Consider the following 16,010-nt stretch of genomic DNA (forward strand, 5'->3'; position numbering starts at 1 on the left):
TGCTGAAGCGGAACGCCCCGGGCAGCCGTCTGCGGTCCGGGAACAGAAATCAGGCAGACGGGCTCGAGCACCGGACGCAAGGAAGAAGACCGCCGGAGCCTGGTCAGATTGTTGTACGCCGGAGTTTCCGCAATGTCGCCAGATCCTGTGCGCCCCAGTCGGTGAGCGGCGGGAGGGGGACCGGGTCGTGCCGGTGTTTCCGGCGGCGCAGGAGACCCCGGGCCTTGCGGCGGCGTTCGTGACGGGCGACGTAGCCGGCCACGAACACTTTCGAGCCGAGCACCACTCCCTCACTGAAATAGCGTATCCGGTGGCGCAGGACGACGGTCAGCGGGAGTTGGCCCTTTTCTTCCATGACCCTCTCCAAGTCCGCTTCGGATATCTCCCCCTTGCCTTCCTGCGGGCCGGCCCCCTTGCCGAAGAGCATCTGCCGGTAACCCGCCTGGACGGCCCGCCAGCCGTTGCCCTCCACCACCGACACCAGTCCGGCGCGCGCCCGCTCGTGGCCGGCGACGGCCTCGGCGTATCCGCAGAACCGGTACTCCGCCGGGTCGGTAGCCAGTCCGGCCCGGATGCAGTTCAGGTCGATGTAGGCCGCCATCGTTTCCAGAACGCGTCCCTTGGGCTCGACCAGCACGCTTTTGAAGCGTTCGCACCAGAGCGTGCCGAAACGGTTGTGTGTACGATTGAACCAGATCGAAAAGCGCTGCTTGAGCAGTTTCATGAACTGCGACACGTCGCCCATCAGTGCGACCTGCCGGGCCCGCCATGCCTCGGCCTCCTGCATGATTGCGAGATTTTCCCTCTCCGTCAGCCATTGCCGGACCACCTCCAGGCGAGCGGTCTGATACGGCGTCGGTTTCGGATAAAGCACCCGGTAGCGCCGGAGCAGTTCGTTGTCGTCGACTGCCGTTTTTCGCGGCACCCGGACCAGTACATGGAAGTGGTTGGACAAGATTGTCCAGGTGATGATCTCCACTCCACAGAAGTCGGCCACCTGCCACATCTGCTTGCGGAATACCTCCCGCGCCGCCTCCCCGAACAGCCGCTCCCCGTTCACCGTCCGGCTCATGCAGTGATACACCGCCTCCCTCTTCTCCGATGCCTCCTTCACTCGTGCTGTCCTCATTCTTCCCTTCCTCCTTCTCTAATATCGCAATCGCAAGCTTATTTTAACCTGTCCCTAAATTTGAGTGCATACGCTTTTCGCTTCACCCGGACCTTTCCCCGTCTTTCGCTCCTGGCGTGTCTTCGTCTTCCGACTTCGTCCATCTCCACGTTCACACCGACTACAGCCTGCTCGACGGTTCCTGCCGCGTGGACCGTCTGATGGCGCGCGCCAAAGAACTCGGCCAGTCCGCCATTGCCCTCACCGACCATGGCAACATGTTTGCCACCATCTCGTTCTACAACGAAGCGAAGAAAGCCGGCATCAAACCTCTCGTCGGCTGCGAACTCTACGTCGCCCCCGGCTCCCGACTCGAAAAAGCCGGCAAATCCGAAGACGGCAAGAACTACTACCACCTCGGTCTCCTCGCCCGGAACATCACCGGCTACCAGAATCTCCTCAAGCTCGTCTCCGACGCCCACCTGAAGGGTTTTTACTACAAGCCCCGCGCCGATCTTGAAACCATCGCCCGTCACGCCGACGGCCTCATCGGCTTCACCGGCTGCCTCGCCTCCGAGGTCTGCCAGCACCTCATGCACGACCGCTTCGAGGAAGCCCGCGCCGCCTGCGCCCGCTACGTCGATATCTTCGGCCGCGAAAACTACTTCGTGGAGCTCCAGGACCACGGCATCCCCGAACAACGCAAGATCATCCCCGACCTCCTCCGCCTCGCCGAAGAATTCCATCTCAAGGTCGTCGCCACCAACGACGTCCACTACATCCGCGCCGAAGACGCCAACCCCCACGACGCTCTCCTCTGCATCCAGACCGGCGCCAAGCTCGCCGAGGAAAACCGCATGAAGTTCGACACCCAGGAATTTTTCCTCAAGTCGCGCGACGAGATGGCCAAGGTCTTCCGCGAACTCCCCGAATCCCTCACCAACACCCTCGCCGTCGCCGAGATGTGCGACCTCTCCATCCCCTTCCCCAAAGGCTCCGAACGCTACCCGCGCTACCCGCTTCCGCCCGAAGTGAAAGCCCGCCAGACCCCCTCCGACTACCTCCACCAGCTCTGCGCCGAAGGCCTCAAGCGCCGCTACGGCCACGACCACGACCCCGTCGCCGCCCGCCCCGTCGTCGCCGAGCGCCTCGCCAAGCTCAAAAATCTCCCCCCCGGCCAGAAACCCGCCCCCCCCGACTACTCCGGCCTCGCGCCCGACGAGGTCCTCGTCCTGCGCATGGGCTACGAACAGGCCATCATCAACGTCACCGGCTTCGTCGACTACTTCCTCGTCGTCTGGGACTTTATCAACTGGGCCAAACAACACGAAATCCCCGTCGGCCCCGGCCGCGGCTCCGGCGCCGGCTGCCTCGTCGCCTATCTCCTCGGTATCACCAACATCGACCCCATCCGCTTCGGCCTCCTCTTCGAACGTTTCCTCAACCCGGAACGCGTCTCGCCCCCCGACTTCGACATCGATTTCTGCATGCGCCGCCGCGAAGAGGTCATCAACTACGTGCGCCAGAAATACGGCAACGACTGCGTGGCCAACATCATCACCTACGGCACCCTCGGCGCCAAGATGGCCATCCGCGACATCGCCCGCGTCCACGACCTCCCCTACGCCGACGCCGACCGCCTCGCCAAGCTCATCCCCGACGAACTCGGCATCTCCCTCGAAGACTCCATAAAAAAATCCGACGAACTCCGCGGCGAAATCTCCCGCAATCCCGTTTCCAAACGCATCATCGACACCGCCCTCGTCGTTGAAGGTCTGGTACGCAACACCGGCAAGCACGCCGCCGGCATCATCATCACCGACCAGCCCCTCGACGACTTTGTCCCCCTCACCTCGCAGGAAGGCGACGTCACCGTCCAGTTCGACATGGGCGCCGTCACCAAGCTCGGCCTGCTCAAGATGGACTTCCTCGGCCTCAAGACCCTCACCGTCATCGCCGACGCCGTCGAGAACGTCCGCCGCACCGTCCCCGGCCAGGAGAAATTCGACATCGACGCCATCTCCCTCGAAGACCCCAAAACCTACGAACTGCTCAACGCCGGCAAAACCGTCGGTGTCTTCCAGCTCGAATCTGCCGGCATGCAGAACGCCGCCCGCCAGGTCGGCATCTCCACCGTCGATGACATCAACGCCATCTCCGCCCTCTACCGCCCCGGCCCCATGCAGTTCATCCCCGACTACGCCCGCGGCAAGAAAGACCCCGCCTCCATCACCTACCCGCACAAGCTCCTCGAACCCGTCCTCAAGGAAACCTTCGGCATCATCGTCTACCAGGAACAGGTCATGGAGTGCGCCCGCGTCATCGCCGGCTACACCCTCGGCGGCGCCGACATGCTCCGCCGCGCCATGGGCAAAAAAGACGCCGAAGCCATGGCGCAGGAACGCACCAAGTTCGTCTCCGGCGCCAAGGAGCACAACAACATCGACGCCAAAAAAGCCGACGAGATCTTCGACCTCCTCAACAAGTTCGCCCAGTACGGCTTCAACAAATCCCACTCCGCCGCCTACGCCGTCGTCGCCTACCAGACTGCGTATCTGAAAGCCAACTACCCGGTGCAGTTCATGGCGGCCGTGCTCACCGCCGAACTCGGCAATTCGGAAAAAGTCGCGCACTTCATCGCCGAGACCGAAGCCATGGGCATCACCGTGCTCGGCCCCGACGTCAACGAATCCCGCGGCGCCTTCACCCCCGTCGGCGACAAGGTCCGCTTCGGCCTCGCCGGCATCAAGGGCGTCGGTGAAATCGCCGCCCGGACAATCATCGAGGAACGCGAGGCCAATGGGCCCTTCAAGGACTTCGACGACCTCGTCAACCGCGTCGACACCAAGGCCACCAACAAGCGCGTGCTCGAACACCTCGCCAAGACCGGCGCCTTCGATTTCTCCGGCGAGCCCCGCAAGGTCATTTTCGACCGTGTCGACGCCGCCATCTCCGCCGCCGCCTCGCTCGCCCGCGACCGTGCCGCCGGCCAGGTGGGCTTCTTCGACCTCCTCGCCGACGCCGGCCCTGCCCCCGCCTCCGGTTCCCGTCCGTCAGCCGGGAAACGCAAATCCGCGCCCGCGGACAACGACTTCACCCAGGCCGAACGGCTCCAGTTCGAAAAAGAACTTCTCGGCTTCTACGTTTCCGGCCACCCGCTCAACGCCTACGACGGTCTCCTCGACGCCATCGACTCGCACTTCGTCCGCGAACTGCTCGAACAGCCCGACCGCACGCCCTTCCGCCTCGGCGGCATCGCCGGCACCATCGCCAAGAAACTGTCCAAAAAGGACAACCGTCCCTGGGCCGCCTTCTCGCTCGCCACCAAGGAAGCCACGCTGCAACTCAACATGTTCGCCGGCGCCTGGGCCGAGACCGGACACAACCTCGCCGACGGCGCGCAGGTCATGATCTGCGGCTCCGTGATGGTGAACGAGGAAGGTCCGCGCCTGAACGTGAAATCCTGCCACCCGCTGGAGGCCTACGTCGCCGCCAACGTCAAGTCCATCCTCTGGCTTCTGCGCCCCGAGCATGCCGGCGTCCCGGAGTTCCTGCAACAGGCGCGCGCCGAGATGGAATCCCGCCCCGGCGGGCTCCGCATGGGTTTCGGGTTCCTTTTCGAAAACCGCATCGCCGCCGTCACCGAAACCAGCGCCGCTCTCGGCTGGCGGCTCGACATCACCCGGTTCCACGAACTCCGCAGCCACCCCGCCGTCGCCGGCGTGCAGATCGAGACAAAACCCCTCGAACTCCCGCAGCCCTCCTGGAAAAAACGCTGATGCAGGAGAGGCGACGTCCCCGCCGCTCCGCCAAACAGGTACCCGACACCCTGACTCATCAGGTTTTTGTATTTTTGAGTGAGCAATGGCCTCACTGCGCGGCCGACGGCGCGAACGACGGCACCTCGAAAAGATCGCCGGCAAACGTCTCGTTCACCTTCACCGAGTCGAACACCACGGTCAGCTCGCGCATGGTGCCGTCGGCCAGCTTGTTGGCGGTGACGATCTTTTTCGGGAAACGCAGCTTGCCGGCGCGCAGGTCGCCCTCCTCCCGGATCGTGCTGCCGGATTCCGTCTCGGTCAGGACCAGCCGCCCGGTCGCCTCGTCAAAGTACCGGTTAAAAACAATGTTGTCCGCATGCCGGAAGGCCAGCTTGCGGCAGTTCTTGCCGTCCACCTGTGCCGCGCCGAGATCCTCGATCGCGCCACCCACATCCCCGATGCCGCGATAGAACGAAAGGTTTTCCCACGTGTTGGCGCGGAGCCGCTTGATCTGGTCGGCGCCGAGGATCGTGAGTTGCCATGCCGTGGTGTCCTTCGGGTCGACGATGCGCTGCCAGGCATCGTAACCGTTGAGCGCCGTCACCTCCACCTTCTCCGGCGATGTCGCCACGATGCGCTGCTGGTAGGGTTTCTGGAAAATGATCTCCAGCCCCACGTTGACCGGCACGTCCTTGCCCTCGGCATCCTTGTCCATCACCGTGAGCGTGCCCTTGAAATGCACCGACCTGAGTGCCGCCAGCTCGTTTTCGGGGCCGACAAACGACCGGGCCTTCGCAATGACGTCCTCGTTCGCCAGGAGCGGCTGCGAACCGGAAGCGGCGGCAAACAGGAACACACAGGCAAACGAGGCCAGCAGGGAGGTGGATTTTTTCATAAAGTGGATACGTGGATAACCGGGAGAGACAGTAATAGCAGCACCTTGTTCGCCGGTTTGTTCAAAAGGCCGAAAGCCTGAAAGCCGAAGGCTGCAACCGGAAACTTCGGCGGGTCGGGTGCGGTCTGGTCATCGTGATGCGGTATTCGTGATCTGTTTTCAGCCTTCAGCCTTCGGACTTTCAGCCTTTTATCCCGTTCACTCCCATTCAATGGTCGCGGGTGGTTTGGAACTGATGTCGAGAACCACGCGGGACACGCCGCGGACTTCGTTGGTGATGCGGTTGGAGATGCGTTGCAGGAGGGGGGTGGGGAGCTTGGCCCAGTCGGCGGTCATGGCGTCGATGCTCTCCACGAGACGCAGGGCGATGACGTCGGCGTAGTTGCGCTCGTCGCCGATCACGCCCACGGACTTGACCGGGAGGTACACGCAGAAGCTCTGCCAGATCTTGTAGTAGAGACCGGCTTTCATCATTTCCTCGTGCAGGATGGCGTCGGCCTCGCGCAGGACGTCGAGTCGTTCCTTCGTGATGTCGCCGATCACGCGCACCGCCAGGCCGGGGCCGGGAAACGGCTGGCGCCAGACGACCTCGCGCGGCAGGCCGAGCTTCGTGCCGACGGCGCGGACCTCGTCCTTGAAAAGCTGGCGGAGCGGCTCGACGAGCCGGAGTTTCATACGCGCCGGCAGGCCGCCGACGTTGTGATGGCTCTTGATCATGGCGGCCGGATTGTTGCCGATCGCCATGCTCTCGATCACGTCGGGATAGATGGTGCCCTGACCGAGGTACTCGAGCTTGCCGATGGTCTTCACGGCCTTGTCGAACACCTCGATGAAGGTGTGGCCGATGATCTTGCGCTTGCGCTCGGGATCGGTGACGCCCTTCAGGCGCTTGAGGAAGGTCTTCGAGGCATCAACGATGCGGAGGTCGATCCTGAAGTGCTTCGCGTAGAGTTCCTCGATGTGTTTCGTCTCGTCCTTGCGCATGAGGCCGGTGTCCACGTACACGCAGGTGAGCTGCTTGCCGATGGCCTTGTGGATGAGCGCCGCGCAGACGGAAGAATCGACGCCGCCGGAAAGGGCGAGCAGCACGCGGCCCTTGCCGACCTGGGCCCGGATGTCGGCGACAGCGTGTTTGATAAAATCGGCTGTCGTCCAGTCCTGCTTCGCGCCGCAGACGGCGACGAGGAAGTTTTTGAGGATGTGGAGGCCGTTTTCGGTGTGCGAGACTTCGGGATGAAACTGGATGCCGTAGAAACGGCGCTTGCTGTCCTCGATGGCGGCGTGCGGGGCGTTGTCGGTCGTGGCGACGGTCCTGAAACCGGGCGGCAGATCGATAAGGCGATCACCGTGCGAGTTCCAGACCGTGAATTTTTTCTGCGTCAGGCCGCTGAAAAGGCTGCCGGCTTTCCTGATCGTGAGGGTGCCGAGGCCGAATTCGCGCTCCTTGCTCCGGGCGACGGAGCCGCCGAGGAGCTTGCCCATGAGCTGCACGCCGTAACAGATGCCGAGGACCGGCACACCGAGTTCGAAGACTCCCCGGTCGGGCATAGGCGCATCCTTGGCAAATACGGAACTGGGTCCGCCGGAGAGAACCACGCCGATAACCCCATCCGCCCGAAGCGTTTCCGCAGGAGTGGCGTAATGGTAGATTTTGGAGTAAACCTGACACTCGCGGATGCGGCGGGCGATAACCTGCGTGTACTGGGAACCGAAGTCGAGGACGGCGATGGTTTGAGACATGGGTGTTAAAGGGTGAAAACAAGTCCGGTCGTCGCCTCCGGTGCAAGCCCGGGGTGAGGATGCGCGAAGATGAAGAGGGACGGCGCGGAAGTGGCATGGGGCATCCTGCCCATGAGCGTTGCCTCTCCGCGTGACACGGCCAGCCCGTATTTCGCACCGGACAGAGGCGGCGCTGCGCGCCGTCCACGGCCAGGATGGCCGTGCCACAGGGACGCCGCCGCTCCGGCTCCGCCCCCCCTCTCACGCCCGCGCCAGGTCGTAGAGCGCGTAGCCGGCCAGCAGGTTGGGTGCGAAGGAGCAGGCCGTTTTCCAGTCGCCGCGCAAATGGGCGCGACGGACGATGCGGATGCGCTTTTCCGCGCAAAACTGCTCGAAATCGTGGATTGTTACCGGATTCGTCGGGCGGCTCTCGAACCACGCCGTCGTGTAAACGGCGTTGCGCGGCTTGCGTCCGCGCAGCGCGCCGTCGAACCGGTTTTTCCAGTAGGCGTGATTGACGAAACCGACGGTGACGTTGCGCGCCACGCGCAACCCCTCGACAATCGCCGCGCCCGGCGCAGGCAGTTCCTCCAGCGTGCGGGAAAAGATCACCCGGTCGAAATGCCCGTCGGGGAACCGCTGCATGAATCCGAGCATGTCCGCCTGGTGCGCGGTGACGCCGCGCCGCACGCAGGCCGAAATCTTGTCGAAATCCATGTCCACGCCCACCGCGAAGACATCCTTCGTATGTTGCAGGTAATCGAGCAGCACGCCGCGCCCGCAACCGAGGTCGAGCACGCGCGAACGCGGCTCCACCCAGCCGGCGATGATCTGCATGTCCACCGTGCGGCGATGGCCCGCCACCGACGGCTTGCGGTGCCGGGCACCGACGCCGGCAGGGACGCCGGCGGAATCGGCAGGATTGACAGGATTGGCAGAAAAAATGTGGGAAGGAGACGCGCTCATGGAAACACAGGCAGGTCGAAAGGAAGGACGGAGTGGCAGGACAAGGGGCGGGACAGGATCAGGCCAGGGCCGGACTCTGCCACCCGGCGACGCTCGCGGCAAATCCGGCCCGGTCCGCCGCCTTGAAAAACGCGGTGCCGGCCACAAACGTATCCGCGCCGGCAGCACGGCATTCGGGACCGGTGGCGAGATCGATGCCGCCATCGACCTCCAGCCGGAACGTCAGCCCGCGTTCGGTGCGCCAGCGGTCGATCTGCGCGAGTTTCGGCAGCACGTCGCGGCGGAAGGCCTGCCCGCCGAAACCCGGTTGCACGGTCATCGCCAGCACGAGATCCACCTCGCCGAGCAACGGTTCGATGGCTTCGGCGGGCGTGCCGGGATTGAGGACGATGCCGTTGAGGCAACCCAGTTCGCGGATGCGGCGGAGGGTGCCGGCGTGATCGTACGCCGGCTCGATGTGGATGCTGACGAGATCGGCGCCGGCCTTGATGAAGGGCTCGATGTAGCGGTGCGGCTCGTCGAGCATCAGGTGCGTGTCGAAAAACAGCCCGTCCGGCACAGCGGCGCGCAGGGCGGCGACCGTTTGCGGGCCGAACGTCAGATTGGGCACGAAATGCCCGTCCATGATATCGAGGTGCAGCCACGGGATGCCGAGGCCTTTCACGAGTTGCGCGCTGTCGGCGAGCCGGGCGTGGTCGCCTGCGAGAATCGACGGAGCAAGGACGGATGCGTGTTTCACAGCAAAGAAGCTGAAGGACGAATCGCCCGTAATCCAATGACGAATTACACATGACGAATGACGAATTACCCGATCCCTCCGGCAGCGGCAGTCCATCCGTCGTTCGTCATTCGTCATTAGTTTCGTCGTGCCTTTTCACGGGTTTCGTGGGCATGCTCCCGGCTCAATTCCCGCCTTCCACCATCATGCGACACTGCATTTACCCCGGAACATTCGATCCGGTCACCTACGGTCATCTCGACGTCCTCTCCCGCGCCACGCGGATTTTTGACCGGGTCACGATCGCCATTGCGGACAACTCGGCCAAGGCCCCGCTGTTCACCGCGGAGCAGCGGCTGAACTTCCTGAAGGCCAACACCACGCAGTTCCCCAGCGTCACCACGGCGATCTTTCACGGCCTGCTGGTGGATTTCGCCCGCGAGCAGAAAGCCTGCGCGATCATCCGCGGACTGCGGGCGCTTTCGGATTTCGAGTTCGAGTTCAACATGGCGCTGATGAACCGTCACCTCGAACCGGGTGTGGAAACCTTTTTCGTGATGCCGCGCGGCGCGTACAGCTTTACCAGTTCGTCGCTCGTCAAGCAGGTGGCTCGCTACGGCGGCGACGTCAGCCACTTCGTGCCGCCCGATGTCGCCGAAGGCCTGCGCACCGCCTACGCGGTTTAGCGTTTAGGGTTTAGGGTTCAGAGTTTGGAGTTTCCGCTGGCGTGACGTTGCCAGAACCCTGAACTCCAAACTCTGAACCCTGAACTCTACTACGGCCGGAACCCGTCGCGCCAGACCTTGCCCTGTTCGAGCTGCCGCCGGACCGCCGGCCAGTCATGGTTCGCCAGCGCCGCCTGGAAATCCTGCAATTGCCCCGAAAACCGCTCCAGCGCGCGCAGCACGTGGTCGCGGTTTTGCTGGAAAATCTCCACCCACATCGTGGCGTCGCTCGCCGCGATCCGCGTGGTGTCGCGCAGCCCCCCGCCCGCCAGGTGCCGCCACTCGCCCGGTCGCCCCGCCAGCGTATCCGCCAGCACCGTGGCCACCGCCTGCGGCAGGTGGCTGATATGCGCCACGACCTCGTCGTGCTGCTCCGGCGTGAGCGTGGCCACCATCGAGCCCAGATCCCGCCAGAAATCCGCCACCCTCCGCACCGCCGCCCCGGGCGTGTCCGGATGCGGCGTCACGAAACACGTCCGTTTCTCGAACAGCGTCTCCGAACCGTTTTCCCAGCCCGTCTTCTCGCTCCCCGCCATCGGGTGCGAACCGACAAAAACCACCCCCGCCCGCATCGCCGTGCGCGCCTCGTGGCACAGCCGCGTCTTCACGCTGCCCACATCCGTCACCACCGCGCCTGCCGCCACCTGCGGACCGACCTGCCGGGCCAGTTCGATGATCGACGTCACCGGCGCCGCCAGCACCACCAGCGACGCGTCGCGCACCGCAGCCTCCGGCGACTCCGCCACCGCATCGCACCACGGCTGCCCGCGCAGCGCCTCCCGCGTCTCCGCCCGCCGCGCCCAGATCGTGATTCGCCCGGCCAGCCCGCGGGCGCGCGCCGCCCTGGCCACGGAACCCCCCAGCAACCCGGGGGCGAGGATAACGAGGTGTTCGATGCTCACACCGCCGAGAAACGGCCAACCCGCCCCCGATGTCGAGACCGCAACCGCCCCTTCCGCGCAAAACACACCGTCCCGTCCGCTCCGAAAAAACCCGTGAGGGAATCCGTTGCATTTGCCCGCGACTTCCCCTTGGCTGGCAAGCTTCCCCTCTATGCCAAGGTTCCGTCTCCGCCGCCGCCTCGCCACCATCTGGCAAAAATTATACAAGGTGCTCCTCGTTGCCTTGGGCCTCGCCGTGCTGGCCGTTCTCTATTATGTTCTCGCCAACCTTGGTCCCGGCAAGCTGGACGATCCGGCCGCTTCGCAACTGATCGACGACCCCGCGGTGGTCGCCCTGATCAGGCAGGTGGATGACCTTGAAAAGCAGTACCGCCAGGTTGCCGATGCCGGTGTGTTCACCTCCGATGCCCTCCAAGCCCTGGAAAAGGCCGTCGCCATCCAGCGCGACATCGTCCGCCGCCTCCCGCTCTCCAGCTACGAACAGGCCAACCGCCTGCGCGACCTCGAAAGCCGGCTCGATTCGGCCCGTGCCCGCGATGTCGTTGGCCGTATTGACCAGCTCGAGAAAGAAGGTGGCGACGCCGCCGCTCGCGGCGACATTGCCCAGGCCAAGGCCGACTACGAGGAAGCCCTTCGCCTCCAGCGCGAAATCAACGTCACCAGCGCCAGCGCCGAATTCAAGAACTACATGCGCGAAGCGACTCTGTCGCAGTCGCTTGCCTCGGTCGATGCCGCTCCGCTCAACCACCAGAAAGAGGCCGCCCTCTCCGCCGCCCGCAAGGCTCTCTCCGAAAAACGCTGGCGCGACGCCATTGCCGCCTTCACCACCGCCCGCGATCTCCAGATCAGGATCAACAGCGAATACCCGCGCACCCGCTTCGTCGACGTGCAGGGAGTGGACAAGATCGACGCCGAAATCGAGACCCTCAATGCCTCCGACGCGGCCGACGAGATCGAAAAACACATCGCTGCCGCCGAGCGCGCCGACCTCACCGCCGATTACGACGAAGCCGCCCGCCTCTACACCCTGGCCGCCGGCATCCAGCGCGAGATCAACGCCACCTTTCCCCGCAGCCGCTTCGTCTCCTCCGCCCAGGTGGACGAACTCGAAATCCGGCGCCAGACCACCCTCTCCCGCATGCTCGGGCACAAGCTCGAAGCGCTGGACAAGCAGATCAGCCTCTCCCTCTCCCGCCGTCATGTCGTGGCCGCCGAGCTCGATCTCCCCGCCGCCATCGCCCTGGTCGAGAAAATCGAAACCGACTTTCCCCGCAGCCGGCTCAACAGCGGCGTCCGCAAGATCCGCCTCTCCTACCTCAATCTCAAAAAGGCCGACATCGGGCCGCTGCAGGACGAGATTTATTCGCGCATCGCCCTCATTCCCGATCTCCCCGAAATCCAGATGAGCGCCATCGAAGTGACCCAGGCCCTTTACCAGCGCATCATGAACACCAACCCGAGCCGCAATCCCGGCCGCACGCTTCCGGTCGACTCCGTCACCTGGAACGAGGCCGGCGAATTCTGCAACCGTCTCGGCTGGCTGCTCGGCGCTCCCGTCCGCCTGCCCACCGAGGCCGAGTACCGCGCGGCCTTCAAGGGCGGCGCCGGCGGCGTCCAGTCGGCGGACAACGGTTCCGCGCACACCCGCGAAGCCGGTGTTCTCGATCCCAATCAATTCGGCATCCATGATCTCCTCGGCAACGTCGCCGAGTGGCTCCAGGACGTGGACGACACCCGCGACACCCGTGTCATCGGCGGCAGCTACCTCGACCAGGCCGACCGGCTGACCGAGCTGCCCATCGCCAAACAGTCGCGCAACGACCGGGCCCGCCACATCGGTTTTCGCTTCGTGATCGAGCGCCCCGCCCTCGCCGCCAGCGAAAAGTAACCCCCCCGGGGGGCAACCGGAGCGGTGGCGTCCTCGCCGCCGGATGCGTGCCACGGAGCGCGACAGCGCACAGGTTGGCTGCGCCAAAACCGAAAGGATTGCCCACGAAACACACGAAATGACACGAAAACCGGGAGGCAGGTCTTTTTTAACCACTAATGGACACTAATACGGAGAAGGGCTGGATTGGTGGTGCATCCGGACACCGCGCCTCTGCCCGGGCCCAGCGACCACGCCCTCGCCACCAGTTGCGGTTTGATCAGGATGCTCGTCGCCCTGTTCTTTTCGCCGCCGGCCGCGCGCTTCGTCTTGCCTGCCTCTTCCGCGATCAGCTTCAGCAACAACTGCGCCGCCTCGCGGCCGATCCGCGCACGCTGCTGGTCCACCGTGCTCAACGGCACGCGCAAGTACTGGCTGTACTGGTGATTGCCCACGCCGATCAGCCCGAGATCGCGCGGGATATCCAGCCCCGCATCGAGCGCGGCCTGCAACGCTCCGATCGCGATCGGATCGCTGGCCGCAAACACCGCGTCCGGCCGCTGGTCCGCTCCGAGCGCGAGCAATTTCTGCATCGCCTCATAGCCGCCCGACTCCGCGTGGTAATTGCTCTCGATCACCCGCTCGGGAGCCAGGGGCAACGACAGTTTTTCCAATGCCCGGCGGTACCCCTTCAGGCGTCCCGCCGCAGTCACCACCGACTGTGGCCCGCAGATGTGCGCGATCCGCCGGTAACCCTGCTGCGCCAGATGCTCCGTCGCCTCGGCGCCGATCGTCTCGTCGTTGCCGCCCACGAAATGGTGCCCCGGCATCCGCCGGTCCACCAGCACCACCGGCACCCGCACCTGCCGCAAAGTCTGCCGCCAGGCCGTGTCGTTGCGGTCGTGCGCCGTCGCCAGCAGGATGCCGTCCACCTGACGGGCCAGCAGCATCCTCAGCGCCTGTTCCTCCCGCACCGCGTCCTCCTCCGTGTTGCACACGAGCAGGTTGTAGCCGGCCGGGTTTGTCACCTCGTCCATGCCCTTGAGCACACCGGAAAAAAACGAACGCGAAAGATCGGGCACGATCACCCCGAGCACCTGGGACCGGCGCGTGACGAGGCTGCGCGCCAGCGAATTGGGATGGTAACCCAGTTCGCGCACCGCCGCCCCCACGCGGTCGCGCGTGGCCTGGCTGATGTCCTCGCGGTTCTGGAGCGCGGCGCTCACGGTGGAGACAGACAAACCGAGCCGGGTGGCGATGTCTTTCAGACGGATGGCGGCCATTTTCAGGGAGACGAAGTTTTTGGGAAAAGCGTTGGAAACCGGAGAGGAGGAGACGGCTGACGGGCAGCCAATGTGGCGGCTGCCGGAAAAAAATCCACAAAATTTAGAACGTTCTAGCTTGACTGCTCCTAGAACGTTGTAGTTTTTGGCGTTGTTTTCAACATCCATCCGGTCACACCCTCCCTGACCCGTTCTCCCTGCCCTGCCCTCCGCAGCGCTTTTTCTGTTAGCCAAAATAGCTCCCCGGTACGATCCTTCGTCCTTCCCGCCCTCCGCTTCCCGCCTGCCCTTTTCCTATGAGACCGTTCCTGACAAAATCCCCCGACGCGGTGGAAGCCGTCCTTGGCGGCATCATCGCCTCCAGTCGCCACCCCCTCGAGCAGGTGCCCGGCCACCTCGCGCTGCTCCATCGCGGCAACCCGTCGCGCCGCGTCCGCATCCTCGTCGGCGGCGGCAGCGGACACGAGCCGCTCTTTCTCGGCGCGGTCGGGCCCGGCATGGCCGATGCCGCCATCGCCGGCCAGGTCTTTGCCGCGCCCAACCCGATGTCCGTGCAGGCCGCCATCGAAGCGTGCACCGCGCCCTCGCCCCGCAGTTCCGTCGCGCCCGAGGGCTCGCTCCTCATCTACGGCAACTACTCGGGCGACGTGCTCAATTTCGGTTTTGCCGCCGACGAAATCCGGCAGGCCGGCGGACGGATCGATGAAGTGCGGGTCCACGACGACATCGCCTCCCGGCCGCCCGCCGAGCTGGAAAAACGGCGCGGCATCGCCGGCGACATTTTTGTGATCAAGACCACCTGCGCCGCCGCCGATCGCGGACTGCCTTTCGACGACGTGCTGCGGATCGCCCGCAAGGCGTGTCTGGCCACGCGCTCGCTCGGCGTCGCTCTCGGCGCGGCCTCCTCGATCGACACCGGCAAACCCATGTTCGACCTCCCCGCCGGCCAGATCGAGATCGGCATGGGGCTTCACGGCGAGATGGGTGTGAAACGCTCCGCCTTCGAGCCCGCCGCCACGCTCGTGCCGCACATGCTCGAAATGATCCTCGCCGACTATGCCGCCACCGGCAGCCGCCCCGCCCGCGTCGCCGCGATGGTCAACGGCCTCGGCAGCACCACCATTCTGGAGCTTCTCGCCGTCTCCGCCCGCCTGCGCGAGGCGCTCGACACGCAGGGCGTGGCCGTCTCCTTCCTGCGCACCGGCCAGTTTGCCACCTCGCTCGATATGGCCGGCTTCTCCATCACGCTCATGGCGCTCGACAGCGAACTCGAACCGCTCCTCGACGCGCCGTGCTCCTCCTTCTGTTACAGCAATCCCGCCTGATAACCGATCCCCTCCACTCCCGCCATGACCTCCGCCACGACCCGACCCGCCACCGCCACCGGGACACGCGACCTGCTGATCGCCGCCTTCACGGAGCTTGTATCGAAAAAGGACTACCTCAACGAACTCGACTCACAGCTCGGCGACGGTGATCACGGCAGCACCATCGCCCGCGGCGGCGAAGCCGCCATCGCCGCCCTCACCGCCAAGTCCGCGCCGGCCTCGGTCAACGAGGCGTTCACCGCCGCCGGCACCGCCATGATGACCAGCATGGGCGGCGCCTCCGGCGTCCTCTTCGGCGTCTTCCTTCGCGCCGCCGGCCTCTGCGCGCCTGCGCAGACGCTCGATGCCGCCACGCTGGCCGGCTTCATCGAAAAAGGCGTCGGCGAACTGGAACGCAAGACGCCCGCCCGTGTCGGTGACAAGACCATGATGGACGCGCTCATCCCCGCGGCCGCCGCTCTCCGCGGCGCCGCCGGGCAGCCGCTCGCCGACGCGCTCCAGGCCGCCGCCACCGCCGCCCGGGCCGGCTCCGACTCCACCTCCGGCATGCTCCCGCGCCTCGGTCGCGCCGCCACGCTCGGCGAACGCGCCCGCGCTCCGCGCGACCCCGGCTCCACCTCCATCGCCATCCTTTTCGAAACCCTCGCGCAGAAAGCCGCCTCCCTGACGTAACCGCCCCCCCCCGAAGCCGCACGCCTCGCCACGGCCGGCAATGCGCGCGCGCGGTCTCACCCGTTT

Annotated in this window: 12 protein-coding genes; 5 read left to right on the forward strand and 7 right to left on the reverse strand. The window is 65.0% G+C overall.

Annotation, left to right across the window (positions count from 1 at the left end):
* Positions 1–103 precede the first annotated feature (103 nt).
* The gene (locus OPIT5_28155; protein AHF93498.1) at positions 104–1,129 is read right to left on the reverse strand and encodes a transposase IS200; all 1,026 of its coding nucleotides are present in this window, start codon (positions 1,127–1,129) and stop codon (positions 104–106) included.
* A gap of 116 nt (positions 1,130–1,245) precedes the next feature.
* On the opposite strand from OPIT5_28155, the gene OPIT5_28160 reads away from it, so the two are divergent.
* Positions 1,246–4,887 (forward strand): DNA polymerase III subunit alpha, encoded by a 3,642-nt coding sequence (locus OPIT5_28160; protein AHF93499.1) that lies wholly within the window; start codon positions 1,246–1,248, stop codon positions 4,885–4,887.
* A gap of 91 nt (positions 4,888–4,978) precedes the next feature.
* Here the strand turns inward: OPIT5_28160 and OPIT5_28165 are convergent, their stop codons facing one another.
* The 4 genes from OPIT5_28165 to OPIT5_28180 form a co-directional block, all read right to left on the reverse strand.
* Positions 4,979–5,764 (reverse strand): hypothetical protein, encoded by a 786-nt coding sequence (locus OPIT5_28165; GenBank protein AHF93500.1) that lies wholly within the window; start codon positions 5,762–5,764, stop codon positions 4,979–4,981.
* A 198-nt stretch (positions 5,765–5,962) separates the two neighbouring features.
* Positions 5,963–7,504: a GMP synthase gene (gene guaA / locus OPIT5_28170; protein AHF93501.1), complete on the reverse strand. Its 1,542-nt coding sequence runs from the start codon at positions 7,502–7,504 to the stop codon at positions 5,963–5,965.
* 240 nt (positions 7,505–7,744) lie between these two features.
* Positions 7,745–8,449: a methionine biosynthesis protein MetW gene (locus OPIT5_28175; protein ID AHF93502.1), complete on the reverse strand. Its 705-nt coding sequence runs from the start codon at positions 8,447–8,449 to the stop codon at positions 7,745–7,747.
* 58 nt (positions 8,450–8,507) lie between these two features.
* Complete coding sequence (locus OPIT5_28180) at positions 8,508–9,188, reverse strand: ribulose-phosphate 3-epimerase (GenBank protein ID AHF93503.1); 681 nt, start codon at positions 9,186–9,188, stop codon at positions 8,508–8,510.
* 185 nt (positions 9,189–9,373) lie between these two features.
* On the opposite strand from OPIT5_28180, the gene OPIT5_28185 reads away from it, so the two are divergent.
* A complete protein-coding gene (locus tag OPIT5_28185) occupies positions 9,374–9,853 on the forward strand; it encodes a phosphopantetheine adenylyltransferase (GenBank protein AHF93504.1) in 480 nt (159 codons plus the stop codon).
* A gap of 89 nt (positions 9,854–9,942) precedes the next feature.
* On the opposite strand, the gene OPIT5_28190 is transcribed toward OPIT5_28185, so the two are convergent.
* On the reverse strand, positions 9,943–10,794 hold the full coding sequence (locus OPIT5_28190; GenBank protein AHF93505.1) for a prephenate dehydrogenase: 852 nt from the start codon (positions 10,792–10,794) through the stop codon (positions 9,943–9,945).
* Positions 10,795–10,945: 151 nt separating this feature from the next.
* Here OPIT5_28190 and OPIT5_28195 point away from each other — a divergent pair, with 151 nt between their 5' ends.
* Positions 10,946–12,682, forward strand: coding sequence for a Sulphatase-modifying factor protein (locus OPIT5_28195; GenBank protein ID AHF93506.1), 1,737 nt, complete (start codon positions 10,946–10,948; stop codon positions 12,680–12,682).
* A 155-nt stretch (positions 12,683–12,837) separates the two neighbouring features.
* On the opposite strand, the gene OPIT5_28200 is transcribed toward OPIT5_28195, so the two are convergent.
* On the reverse strand, positions 12,838–13,944 hold the full coding sequence (locus OPIT5_28200; GenBank protein ID AHF93507.1) for a LacI family transcription regulator: 1,107 nt from the start codon (positions 13,942–13,944) through the stop codon (positions 12,838–12,840).
* A gap of 296 nt (positions 13,945–14,240) precedes the next feature.
* Between OPIT5_28200 and OPIT5_28205 the strand changes: the two genes are divergently transcribed.
* Both OPIT5_28205 and OPIT5_28210 read left to right on the forward strand, forming a co-directional pair.
* A complete protein-coding gene (locus tag OPIT5_28205; protein AHF93508.1) occupies positions 14,241–15,269 on the forward strand; it encodes a dihydroxyacetone kinase subunit K in 1,029 nt (342 codons plus the stop codon).
* A 24-nt stretch (positions 15,270–15,293) separates the two neighbouring features.
* Complete coding sequence (locus OPIT5_28210; GenBank protein ID AHF93509.1) at positions 15,294–15,944, forward strand: Dak phosphatase; 651 nt, start codon at positions 15,294–15,296, stop codon at positions 15,942–15,944.
* Positions 15,945–16,010 lie beyond the last annotated feature (66 nt).

The sequence above is a fragment of the Opitutaceae bacterium TAV5 genome, from assembly GCA_000242935.3.
In the GTDB taxonomy this organism is placed as follows: domain Bacteria; phylum Verrucomicrobiota; class Verrucomicrobiia; order Opitutales; family Opitutaceae; genus Geminisphaera.